Raw genomic sequence first — 11,458 nt, forward strand, 5'->3', positions numbered from 1 at the left:
CGCCCTCGGCCGGGCCGGGCTCACCGCCTCGCCCGCGCGCCGCGGCGCGGACGGGGCGCCCGCCTCCGACCATCTGCTGCTCGTGGACGTCGCGGGCGAGGAGACGTACGACGCGGTCCGGGACGCCATCGCCGGTCTCGGCCTCGGCCTGGTCCGCATGGAACAGCGCCGCCACCGCATCGCGGAGATCTTCAGCTCCGACAGCGAAAGCGACAGCGAAGGCAACGGAAACGGAGGTGCCGTCGATGCCGTCTGAGACCGTGCCCCAGGAACAGCGCGCCGATGTCATTCACAACATCGGCTACCGCCACTACGAGGGCCCCCGGCTCGGCCGGGCCTACGCCCGCCGATCGCTCTTCGCCCAGAGCCTGCGCGGCGCCTACGGCCTCGGCCGCTCGGCGAAGTCCAAGGTCGCGCCGATGCTGCTGTTCGCCGTCATGTGCGTGCCCGCGGCGATCATCGTCTCGGTCGCCATCGCGACCAAGCTCAAGGAGCTCCCGGTCGAGTACACCCGTTACGCGATCATGCTCCAGGCGGTCATCGGCCTCTACATCGCCGCCCAGGCGCCGCAGGCCGTCTCCCGCGATCTGCGCTTCAAGACGATCCCGCTCTACTTCTCGCGTCCCATCGAAACGGTGGACTACGTGGTGGCCAAGTTCGGCGCCATGGCCTCCGCCCTCTTCCTGATCACCGCCGCGCCCCTGGTGATCCTGTACGCCGGGGCCCTGCTCGCCAAGCTCGACTTCGCCGACCAGACGAAGGGCTTCGCGCAAGGACTGGTCTCCGTGGGACTGCTCTCACTCCTCTTCGCCGGCATCAGTCTGGTCATCGCCGCGGTCACCCCACGGCGCGGCTTCGGCGTCGCCGCCGTCATCGCCGTCCTGACCATCTCCTACGGCGCGGTGTCCACCGTCCAGGCCATAGCGTTCGCGCAGGACTCCACCGGCGTGGTGCGCTGGCTCGGGCTGTTCTCGCCGATCACGATCATCGACGGGGTGCAGACGGCGTTCCTCGGCGCCGAGTCCTCGTTCCCCGGCGGCTTCGGCCCGGGGGCCGGGCCCGGCGCCGTCTACGTCCTCGTCCTCCTCGGCCTGATCGCCGGCTCGTTCGGGCTGCTGATGCGCCGCTACCGAAAGGTCGGGCTGTGACCACGATCGCCATCGACAACGTCTCGCGCTGGTTCGGGAACGTCGTGGCCGTCAACGACGTGACCATGACCATCGGCCCCGGGGTCACCGGGCTCCTCGGCCCCAACGGCGCGGGCAAGTCCACCCTCATCAACATGATGGGCGGCTTCCTGGCCCCCTCCACCGGGAGCGTCACCCTCGACGGCGCCGCGATCTGGCGCAACGAGCAGGCTTACCGTCACATCGGCATCGTCCCCGAGCGCGAGGGGATGTACGACTTCCTCACCGGCCGCGAGTTCGTCATCGCCAACGCCGAGCTGCACGGGCTGCCCGATCCCCGCGCCGCCGCCCGCAAGGCGCTCGACACCGTCGAGATGGACTACGCCGGGTCGCGCAAGATCTCCACGTACAGCAAGGGCATGCGCCAGCGCGTGAAGATGGCCTCCGCCCTGGTCCACGAGCCGTCGGTGCTGCTCCTCGACGAGCCGTTCAACGGCATGGACCCGCGCCAGCGGATGCAGCTGATGGAGCTGCTGCGGCGGATGGGCGCGGAGGGCCGTACGGTGCTGTTCTCCTCGCACATCCTGGAGGAGGTCGAGCAACTGGCCGCGCACATCGAGGTGATCGTCGCGGGACGGCACGCCGCCTCCGGCGACTTCCGCAAGATCCGGCGGCTGATGACCGACCGTCCGCACCGCTATCTCGTACGGTCCAGCGACGACCGCGCGCTCGCCGCCGCCCTCATCGCCGACCCGTCGACCACCGGCATCCAGGTGGACGCGAGCGACGGCGCCGACGGCGGACTGCACATCCAGGCCGTCGACTTCACGCGCTTCACCGAACTGCTGCCCCGTGTGGCCCGTGAACAGGGCATCCGGCTCCTCACGGTCTCGCCCTCCGACGAGTCCCTGGAGAGCGTCTTCTCCTACCTCGTCGCGGCCTGAAAGGAGCCCCTGCGATGTCCGCGCTCTACCATCCCACCGTCGCCCGGCTCACCTACCGGGCCCTGCTCGGCCGCCGCCGCGCGATGATCCTCTTCCTGCTGCCCGCGCTGCTGGTGGTCATCTCGCTCGCCGTACGGCTGCTGACCGGCGTCGACGACGCCACCGCCAACTCCCTGCTGGGCGGCTTCGCGATCGCCACCATGGTCCCGCTGATCGGCGTGATCGCCGGGACCGGGGCGATCGGCCCGGAGATCGACGACGGCTCGGTCATCTATCTGCTGGCCAAGCCGGTGAAGCGGCCCACGATCATCGTCACCAAGCTGGTCGTCGCGATCGGCGTCACGGTTGTCTTCTCCGCCGTGCCCACGCTGCTGGCGGGCTTCATCCTCAACGGCAACGCGCACAACCTGGCGGTCGGCTACGCCGTGGCCGCCGCCGTGGCGTCCGTCGCCTACAGCGCCATCTTCCTGCTGCTGGGCACCATCACCCGGCACGCGGTCGTGTTCGGCCTGGTCTACGCCCTGGTCTGGGAAACCTTCTTCGGCAGCCTGGTGGCCGGGGCCAAGACCCTCAGCGTCCAGCAGTGGTCGCTGGCCATCGCCCAGAAGATCACGGACGAGGCGGTCACCTCGGACGTGGGCCTCACGACCGGCGTGATCCTGCTGATCGCCGTGACCGGCGCCGCCACCTGGTACGCCGGACACAAGATGCGCTCCCTCACCCTCGCCGGGGAGGAGTGAGCACCCTCAAAGCACCTACGGCCGCCAGCGGTTGACGAAGCGGCCGGTCTCCCCCGTGGCGGCGGTCGTCGAAACGACCGCCGCCACGGTGTGTCCGGGGGCGGCATTGGCCTGATCGAGGGCCGAGGCCACGGTCGCGGACGAGCCGAACAGTACGGTCGCGACCGCACCGGCCACGACCCACGGCGCCCGCAGCATCCGCCGCCACGCCCGCGCTCCTGCCACGTCCCTGCCGTCCATCTCGTCCTCCGATCCTCGGCGTTACCCGACGACAGCGAGCGTGACGGCCGGGCTTGTCCGTTTCCCCTCCACCGCCTGCGGACGAGCTGTGAACGCGGGGCGCGCTCAGGCCGCGACCGGCTCGGTCGGGGACGGGTCAGGCTGTTGCCGTGGCGCCGGGGGCTTCGGGCGGTCGCGGACGACGGTGAGGACGAGGAGGCCCGCCGCCAGGGCCGTGATGCCGGAGATCACGCAGATCCGGTCGAGGCCGACGGCGAACGACTCGTGGACCAGGGCGCGGGCCGCGGCGGTGTGGTCCGGTGGGGCGGCGGCGATGACGGCGTCGGCGTGGCCGCCGGAGATCGCGTCGGCCGCCCGGCCGGAGGACCGGGGCGGGACGGCGCCGCTGTCGGTGACCGCGTCCCGTACCCGGGCCGAGAAGACCGTGCCCAGGACCGCGATGCCGAGCGCGTATCCCAGCTGCCGGAAGGTGTTCACCGCGCCGCTGGCCATGCCCGCCCGCTCCGGCGGGGCGGCGCCGAGGGCCGCCGAGACCAGGACGGGCATGGCGAGGCCGATGCCGAGGCCCGACAGGGCCAGGCCCGGGGCGAGGGACGTCCAGTCCGAAGAGGCGTCCACCAGCGTGCCGTTGACGAGCGCGCCCGCGCCCACCAGCAGCAGTCCGCCGCCGAGCGTGCGCCCCGGCGCGACCTTGTCCAGCAGGCGCCCGCCCGCGGCGCCGACGATCAGGGCGACGCCCGCCATGGGGGTCACCGCGAGCCCCGCCCGTACCGGGCTCATGCCGAGTACGGACTGGAGCCACAGCCCGGCGTAGGTGAGGTAGGGGAAGGCCGCCGCCTGGAGCAGCAGGGCCGCCGCCATCAGCACCGCGAAGGACGGGCGGCGCAGCAGCCGCAGGTCGAGCAGGGGCTGCCGGGCACCGCGCTCCACCACGGTGAAGACGATCAGCGCGAGCGCGGCACCGGTGAGGGCGACGACCGCCGCGGTGTCGGACCAGCCCTCCTCGCCGCCCCGCATCAGCCCGTACGTCAGCGCACCGGCGCAGACGGTGAAGGAGACGGCGCCCGGCCAGTCGATGCGCGCTCCCGGCGCACCACGCGATTCGCCGACCGTACGGAGCGTGATCCACACCGCGATCGCCGTCAGCGGCAGGTTGACCAGGAAGATGGCCCGCCAGTCGACGTACTCGGTGAGCACCCCGCCCAGCACCGGGCCGACCGCAGCGGCCGCCCCGCTCGTACCGCCCCACACCCCGAAGGCGACGCCGCGGGCGCGCCCGGAGTAGGTGGCCATCAGCAGCGGGGTGTTGGTGGCGAACATGGCCGCCGCCCCGGCGCCCTGGACCGCGCGGGCGGCGATCAGCACCCCGGCGTCGGGGGCGAGCCCGCAGATCAGCGAGGAGAGCGCGAAGACGGCGAGGCCGAGCAGATAGAGCCGCCGTCGGCCGAAGAGGTCCGCCGCCGATCCGGCGACCATGAGCAGCGCGGCGAGCGCCAGCGCGTAGATGTCCATCACCCACTGGAGGGAGGTGAAGGACGCGTCCAGTCCGTGCGCCACCTGGGGCAGCGCGGTGTTCACGATGGTCACGTCTATCAGCAGCATGAAGTTGCCGAGTGTGATGGCGGCCAGTGGCCACCATGTGCTGCGCATGGGGAATCTCCGAGAGGCACCAGGGGGCCGGCCCGACGCCGCTGCCCCGTGGCCCTCACGGTCGCCACCGCACCGGTTTCACCTCCAGCCGGAACCGGGCCTGCCGGCAAAAATCGACACCGGATAGCTTTGAGCGGTGAAATCCGACGCGTACGACGATCTGGACCGGGCGCTGGTGCACGCCCTCCAGCTCGACGGCCGCGCCCCGTTCAGCCGCATCGCCGAGGTGCTGGGCGTCTCCGACCAGACCGTGGCCCGCCGCTACACCCGGCTGCGGACGACGGGGGCGGTCCGGGTACTGGGCCTCACCGACCCGGCGGCGGTCGGCGAGGTGGTGTGGATGGTGCGGGTGCAGTGCCTGCCGGACGCCGCGGTGCCGGTCGCCGAGGCGCTGGCCCGCCGCACCGACACCTCCTGGGTGCACGTTCTGTCCGACGGCACCGAGGTCGTCGCGACGACGCGGGCGGCGTCCGGCCAGGACAGCGATGCGCTGCTGCTGCGCAAACTGCCCCATACGCCCCGAGTGGTGGGGGTGAGCGCGCGCTGTGTCCTGCATCAGTTCTTCGGCGGTCCGCTGGGCCTGGTGAACAAGTCCGGTGTGCTGAGCCCCGAGCAGGCGGCACGGCTCGCCGTGCCCGAGTCGGACCGCTCAGCCGGTTCCGAGGGGTCCGCCGGACCCCTGACCGCCGAGGACCGGAAGCTGCTGGCGGTCCTCGCGCGCGACGGGCGGGCGCCGCTGGCCGAGCTGGCCGCCGCCACCGGCTGGTCGCAGTCGACGGTGCGCCGTCGGCTCGCCGCGCTGCGCGCCGACGGCACGCTGTACTTCGACGTCGATCAGCGCCAGCGCATCTTCGGGTTCGACATGACGACCGTGCTCTGGCTGTCGGTGCCGCCCTCCGAACTGGCCGCCACGGGGCAGGCGCTCGCGGACCACTCCGAGATCGCGTTCGCGTGCGCGACCACCGGGCCCAACAACCTGATGGCGACGGTGGTGTGCGAGGACGTCTCCGCGCTGTACACCTATCTGACGACGCGGATCGCCGCGCTGTCCGCCGTGCGGCACATGGAGACCTCGCCGGTCATTCGCCGGATCAAGGGGCCGGGGCCGCTGCCCCCGACGCCGCACGACCCGTCGCGCCTCCCTTCCTGAACCGGCCGCCGAACTGGCTGTTTCCTCCTCCTCCTTGGAGGAACCTCCGAATCTCCGTTGGTTGAACTCTGTTCATGCATACGCCTGTCCAGATCTTGACGCTTGTCAGGAACCTGCCGAATTCTTGATGTGCGCCACCTCACACGCCCCGTAACCCGCGCCGCACGCGGGCGGTTTGAGGTGCCGTCACAACTCAACGGAGGGAACCGACATGCGTCGTCTTGCCACGAGTCTTGCCGCCACCGCCGTCACCGCGGCCGCCACCGTCGCCCTGGCCGCTCCCGCCCAAGCCGTCCCCGCCGACAAGGCGCAGGTGCTCGCGAGCTGGACCCAGACCAGTGCCTCCAGCTACAACGCCTGGCTCGCGGCCCGCAACAACCAGGCCGCGTGGGCCGCGTACGCGTTCGACTGGTCCACCGACTATTGCAGCTCCTCGCCCGACAACCCCTTCGGCTTCCCCTTCCAGACCTCGTGCGCCCGCCATGACTTCGGGTACCGCAACCACAAGGCACTCGGCATCTTCGACGCCAACAAGGCCCGTATCGACAGCGCCTTCTACGAGGACCTCAAGCGGGTGTGCGCCGCCTACACCGGCACGAAGAAGACCGCCTGTGACGGCACCGCCTGGACCTACTACCAGGCCGTGAAGAACCTCGGCTGAGGCTGAGCCGGACCCCGCATGACGACGGGCGGCCCGCCATGAAGCCCGGGCCGCCCGTCCGTCACGCGTCAGTCATCCGCCGAAGCGTCAGCCGAGGAGCCGCTCCAGCACCACGGCGATGCCGTCCTCCTCGTTGGAGGCGGTGATTTCGTCGGCGACGCCCTTCAACTCCTCGTGCGCGTTGGCCATCGCGACCCCGTGCTCCGCCCAGCCGAACATCGGGATGTCGTTGGGCATGTCGCCGAACGCGATGGTGTCCGCGGCCGTCACCTTCAGCCTGCGGGCGGCCAGCGAGAGGCCCGTGGCCTTCGTCAGCCCCAGCGGCAGCAGCTCCACCAGCCCCGCGCCCGCCATCGTCACGCCGACCAGACCCCCGGCGGCGATCCGCGCGGCGTCCGCGAGCGCGTCATCGTCCAGTTGGGCGTGCTGGATGTAGAGCTTGCTGATGGGCGCGGACCACACCTCGTCCAGGTCGCTGAAGGAGGTGACCGGCATGTCCCCGTGCCCGACCCGGTACCCCGGGCCGAACAGCACCTGGCCGTCGAGCCCGTCGCGGGCCGCGGCCAGCAGCAGCGGACCGGTCTCCGCCGCGATCTTCTCCAGCGCCAGCATCGCCACCTGACGGTCCAGCGTGACGGAGGTCAGCAGCCGGTGCTCGCCCGCGTGGTAGAGCTGCGCGCCCTGGCCGCACACCGCGAGCCCCTCGTAACCGAGGTCGTCCAGTATGTGCCGCGCCACCGGCACGGTCCGCCCGGTGACGACGATGTGGGCGGCACCGGCCGCGGTCGCCGCGGCGAGCGCGGCGCGGGTACGGGCCGAGACGGTGTGGTCGGGACGCAGCAGGGTGCCGTCGAGATCCGTCGCGACCAGGCGGTACGGAAAGGCGCCGGCGGTCACCGGGCGACCGGTGCCAGGACCTCGCGCCCGCCCAGGAACGGCCGCAGCACCTCGGGTACCCGCACCGAGCCGTCGGCCTGCTGGTGGTTCTCCAGGATCGCGACGATGGTCCGGGTGACCGCGCACAGCGTGCCGTTCAGCGTCGCCAGCGGACGCACCTTCTTGCCCTCGCGCATCCGGATCGACAGCCGCCGCGACTGGAACTCGGTGGTGTTGGACGTCGAGGTCAGCTCGCGGTACTTCCCCTGGGTCGGGATCCACGCCTCGCAGTCGAACTTCCGCGTCGCGGACGAGCCCAGGTCACCCGAGGCCAGGTCGACCACCCGGAACGGCAGCTCCAGCGAGGTCAGCCACTGCTTCTCCCACTCCAGCAGCCGCTGGTGCTCGGCCTCGGCCTCCTCCGGCGTCGTGTAGACGAACATCTCGACCTTGTCGAACTGGTGCACCCGGAAGATGCCCCGGGTGTCCTTGCCGTACGACCCGGCCTCGCGGCGGAAGCAGGAGGAGAAGCCCGCGTAGCGCCGGGGCAGCTGCTCCGCCTCCAGGATCTCGTCCATGTGGTACGCGGCCAGCGGGACCTCGGAGGTGCCGACCAGGTAGAGGTCGTCCTTGTCCAGGTGGTAGACGTCCTCCGCGGCCTGGCCCAGGAAGCCGGTGCCCTCCATGGCCTTCGGCTTGACCAGCGCGGGGGTGAGCACCGGGGTGAAGCCCGCCGCGGTGGCCTGCGCCATCGCCGCGTTCACCAGGGCGAATTCCAGCAGCGCGCCGACGCCGGTGAGGTAGTAGAAGCGCGATCCGGAGACCTTGGCGCCGCGCTCGGTGTCGATCGCGCCGAGCAGCTCGCCCAGTTCCAGGTGGTCCTTGGGGGTGATGCCCTCGGCCGCGAAGTCGCGCGGGGTGCCGACCGTCTCCAGGACGGTGAAGTCGTCCTCGCCGCCCACGGGGACGTCCGGGTGGACGAGGTTGCCCAGCTGGCGCAGCAGGGTCTGGGTCTCCTCGGCCGCCGCGTCCTGCTCGGCGTCGGCCGCCTTGACCGCGGCGGACAGCTCGCCCGCCCTCTTCAGCAGCTCGGCCTTCTCGTCCCCGGAGGCCTTGGGGACGAGCTTGCCGAGCGACTTCTGTTCGGAGCGCAGCTCGTCGAAGCGGACACTGGAGGACCTGCGCCGCTCGTCGGCGGCCAGGAGCGCGTCGACGATGCCGACGTCTTCTCCACGGGCGCGCTGGGAGGCGCGCACACGGTCGGGGTCCTCACGGAGCAGGCGAAGGTCAATCACCCCCCCAGGTTACCGGTGTGACCTCGGGGGCTCGACGCGATATTCCGATGTGCCCCTTTTTGCCCCCATTTAGGGCTGTGGGAAAACCTGGGAATTCCTGTGGGGACCGGCGTCAAGGATTGCGTGCGCATTCCCCGAAAAGGGGCAAAGAGATGGCCGGCTTCCCCTGTGTGCGGGGCGAGTTGGCGGTTCGTTGTCCACAGGCCTGTTGGGATACCCATGAGTTATCCACAGCCTGTGTGTGAGATCTGTGGATGTCGCGTTGATCGTTTGGCCCGTCGAGTGCTCGGCGATGGATTCCCCTATCGAACCGCGTTCACACACTCTTTGAGAGAGGAATCCCTCACTCCAAAGAGCGGATCAGGGGAATTGCGGTGACGAATGTGTAATGTCCGGTGTTGTGAGCCGATGAGGTGACTGTGGTGATGTGTCGACATTGCCGGTTTGGTGTTGTCGACTTGTCCCCAGCGTGGCGCCGGGCCTGTGGATAACTTTTTGGCGACGGCCGCCCGGGCCCGTGGTTGACGGGCCCGGCGCCCCGCGCTCAGCCCCGCCCGTCCTGGCAGCGGGCCAGCCACTCCGACGCCTCCGCGAACGCCTCGTCCGAGGTGCCGGCGCGCAGCGGAGCCAGGTCCGCCGCCTCCACCCCCGCCCGCGGGTACGAACCCAGGAAGCGCACCTTCGGGCAGATCCGCTTCAGCCCCATCAGGGCCGATCCCACCCGCCGGTCCGCGATGTGCCCCTCACAGTCCACCGAGAAGCAGTAGCGGCCGATGCCCTCGCCGGTCGGGCGCGACTCGATCCGCATCATGTTGACGCCGCGCGCCGAGAACTCCTGGAGCAGCTCCAGCAGCGCGCCCGGGTGGTCGTCGCCGAGCCAGATCACCACGGACGTCTTGTCGGCGCCGGTCCGGGCGGCGGGCCGGGCCGGGCGCCCGGCCAGCACGAAGCGGGTCATCGCGTTCTCCGCGTCGTGGATGTCGGTGACCAGCGGCTCCAGGCCGTACTTCGGCCCCGCGAACGCGCCCGCGAACGCCGCGTCGTAGCGCCCCTCCTGCACCAGCCGCGCGCCGTCCGCGTTCGAGGCCGCCGACTCCCACAGGGCGTCCGGCAGATTCGCCGCGAGCCAGTTGCGGACCTGCGGCTGGGACACCGGGTGCCCGGTCACCGTCTTGACGTCCGCGATCGTGGTGCCCGGCCGCGCCAGCAGCGCGAAGCTGATCGGCAGCAGCACCTCGCGGTAGATCATCAGCGGTTCGCCGGTGGCCAGCTCGTCGACGGTCGCGGTGACCCCGCCCTCGACCGAGTTCTCGATGGGCACCAGGGCGGCCGCCGCGGCGCCGCTGCGCACGGCGTCCAGCGCCGCCGGCACCGAGACCATCGGGACCAGCTCGCGCGTGGCAGCCTCCGGCAAGGACCGCAGCGCGGCCTCGGTGAAGGTGCCCTCGGGGCCGAGGTAGACGTAGTGGCTGGCCGACATCACGGTGGCTCCCTGTGATCGTATGAGAGCCGCCACGATACCCAGCGGCGGCCGGGGGCGAGCCGGGTCATCCCCCGCTCACCCTTCGCTCACCCTTCCAAGAGTGCCTGACCCACGTACTCGTCCGGGGCGGGGCCGCCCGGCACCGCGAAGAGCGCGCTCGCCTCGTGCCGCAGGAACCGGGACAGGTCGTCCCCGAGGTCCAGCTTCCGCTGCACCGGTACGAACCCCCTCATCGGATCCGCCTGCCAGGCGATGAACAGCAGCCCCGCGTCCGGCGCCCCGTCGTCGCGGAAGCCGTCGTGGTACGAGAACGGGCGGCGCAGCATCGCCGCGCCCTGGTTGGACTCGGGCGCCGCGACCCGTACGTGGGCGGCGCCCCCGATGGCCAGGCCCCCGTCCGCGCCCATCTTGTCGAGCCGCACCGGGGTCGTCTCGGTGCCGCCGGACAGCGGGGCCCCGTCCGACTTGCGGCGGCCGATGACCTTCTCCTGCCGCTCCAGGGAGAGGTTGTCCCAGGAGTCGAGCAGCATCCGGATGCGGCGCACCACGGCGTACGAGCCGCCCGCCATCCAGGACGGTTCCCCCTTGTCCGGTACGAAGATCCGCCGGTCGAAGTCCGGCTCCTCCGGTTTGGGGTTGTTCGTCCCGTCGACCTGACCCATCAGATTGCGCACGGTCATGGGGCGGCCGGTGGCTCCGGGGGCGCGGTTGAAGCCGTTCATCTGCCAACGCAGCCGGGCCGCGTCCCCCGCCTCCCGCTGGAGCGCGCGCAGCGCGTGGAAGGCGACGAGCCCGTCATTGGCGCCGATCTGGATCCACAGATCGCCGTTGCTGCGCTTCGCGTCGAGCGCGTCCGAGGCGAAGTCGGGCAGCGGGGCGAGCGCCTCCGGGAGCCGGTCCTTCAGCCCGGCCTTGGCGAAGAAGGAGCGGCCGAAGCCGAAGGTGACCGTGAGGGACGACGGTCCGGCGTCGAGCGCGATGCCCGTGTCGTCCGCCGGGGCCTTGCCCTCGGTCAGCTCGCGCGCCGTCCTCGACCACCGGCGCAGCAGCGCGGCGGCCTGCTTGCGGTGCGCACCGGGCGCCAGGTCGAAGGCGATGAGATGGCCGTGGGCCTGGAGCGGGGTGGTGATCCCGGCCTGGTGCTTGCCGTGGAAGGGGACGGTCGTGGAGCCGACCGAACTGAGCGGCGAGGGAGTGTTCCGCGTCGCCTCCGCGGCGTACGCGCCGGCCGCCCCGCCGACGACGAGCCCGGCCGCGCCCGCGGCGCCGGCCGTGCCCAGCAGACGGCGCCG

11 protein-coding genes and 1 pseudogene are annotated in these 11,458 nt (G+C 71.5%); 6 read left to right on the top strand and 6 right to left on the bottom strand.

From position 1 onward, the window contains the following. From EEJ42_RS39265 to EEJ42_RS39280, 4 genes and pseudogenes are all read left to right on the top strand, one after another. Nucleotides 1–256: pseudogene (locus tag EEJ42_RS39265) on the top strand (ABC transporter ATP-binding protein); the annotation flags it as partial. Beyond that, on the top strand, nucleotides 246–1,148 hold the full coding sequence (locus EEJ42_RS39270; RefSeq protein WP_123106938.1) for an ABC transporter permease subunit: 903 nt from the start codon (nucleotides 246–248) through the stop codon (nucleotides 1,146–1,148). The pseudogene EEJ42_RS39265 and the gene EEJ42_RS39270, both read left to right, overlap by 11 nt. Beyond that, nucleotides 1,145–2,071, top strand: coding sequence for an ABC transporter ATP-binding protein (locus EEJ42_RS39275; protein WP_009716558.1), 927 nt, complete (start codon nucleotides 1,145–1,147; stop codon nucleotides 2,069–2,071). The genes EEJ42_RS39270 and EEJ42_RS39275 overlap by 4 nt, the downstream gene beginning before the upstream one ends. A 14-nt stretch (nucleotides 2,072–2,085) precedes the next feature. Continuing rightward, nucleotides 2,086–2,811 (top strand): ABC transporter permease subunit, encoded by a 726-nt coding sequence (locus EEJ42_RS39280; RefSeq protein ID WP_123106939.1) that lies wholly within the window; start codon nucleotides 2,086–2,088, stop codon nucleotides 2,809–2,811. Nucleotides 2,812–2,826: 15 nt separating this feature from the next. Here EEJ42_RS39280 and EEJ42_RS39285 read toward each other — a convergent pair whose 3' ends face one another. Together EEJ42_RS39285 and EEJ42_RS39290 are read right to left on the bottom strand one after the other, a co-directional pair. Further along, nucleotides 2,827–3,051 carry a hypothetical protein gene (locus tag EEJ42_RS39285; protein WP_123106940.1) on the bottom strand — a complete coding sequence of 75 codons (225 nt, stop codon included), beginning with the start codon at nucleotides 3,049–3,051 and terminating at the stop codon, nucleotides 2,827–2,829. 105 nt (nucleotides 3,052–3,156) lie between these two features. Next, nucleotides 3,157–4,701: an MFS transporter gene (locus tag EEJ42_RS39290; RefSeq protein ID WP_123106941.1), complete on the bottom strand. Its 1,545-nt coding sequence runs from the start codon at nucleotides 4,699–4,701 to the stop codon at nucleotides 3,157–3,159. Nucleotides 4,702–4,837: 136 nt separating this feature from the next. Here EEJ42_RS39290 and EEJ42_RS39295 point away from each other — a divergent pair, with 136 nt between their 5' ends. Both EEJ42_RS39295 and EEJ42_RS39300 read left to right on the top strand, forming a co-directional pair. Then, nucleotides 4,838–5,851: an Lrp/AsnC family transcriptional regulator gene (locus tag EEJ42_RS39295; RefSeq protein WP_123106942.1), complete on the top strand. Its 1,014-nt coding sequence runs from the start codon at nucleotides 4,838–4,840 to the stop codon at nucleotides 5,849–5,851. Between the two features lie 211 nt (nucleotides 5,852–6,062). Further along, nucleotides 6,063–6,512 (top strand): phospholipase, encoded by a 450-nt coding sequence (locus EEJ42_RS39300; RefSeq protein WP_123106943.1) that lies wholly within the window; start codon nucleotides 6,063–6,065, stop codon nucleotides 6,510–6,512. Nucleotides 6,513–6,599: 87 nt separating this feature from the next. On the opposite strand, the gene EEJ42_RS39305 is transcribed toward EEJ42_RS39300, so the two are convergent. From EEJ42_RS39305 to efeB, 4 genes are all read right to left on the bottom strand, one after another. Further along, nucleotides 6,600–7,409 (bottom strand): HAD family hydrolase, encoded by an 810-nt coding sequence (locus tag EEJ42_RS39305; protein WP_123106944.1) that lies wholly within the window; start codon nucleotides 7,407–7,409, stop codon nucleotides 6,600–6,602. Next, nucleotides 7,406–8,683, bottom strand: coding sequence for a serine--tRNA ligase (gene serS / locus EEJ42_RS39310; protein WP_123106945.1), 1,278 nt, complete (start codon nucleotides 8,681–8,683; stop codon nucleotides 7,406–7,408). Before serS ends, EEJ42_RS39305 begins: the two co-directional genes overlap by 4 nt. 544 nt (nucleotides 8,684–9,227) lie before the next feature. After that, nucleotides 9,228–10,163 (bottom strand): prephenate dehydratase, encoded by a 936-nt coding sequence (pheA, locus tag EEJ42_RS39315; RefSeq protein ID WP_123106946.1) that lies wholly within the window; start codon nucleotides 10,161–10,163, stop codon nucleotides 9,228–9,230. An 89-nt stretch (nucleotides 10,164–10,252) separates the two neighbouring features. Beyond that, on the bottom strand, nucleotides 10,253–11,458 hold a 1,206-nt coding region (gene efeB / locus EEJ42_RS39320), incomplete at its 5' end, for an iron uptake transporter deferrochelatase/peroxidase subunit (protein ID WP_123106947.1).

The sequence above is a fragment of the Streptomyces botrytidirepellens genome, from assembly GCF_003721215.1.
Lineage (GTDB): Bacteria > Actinomycetota > Actinomycetes > Streptomycetales > Streptomycetaceae > Streptomyces > Streptomyces himastatinicus.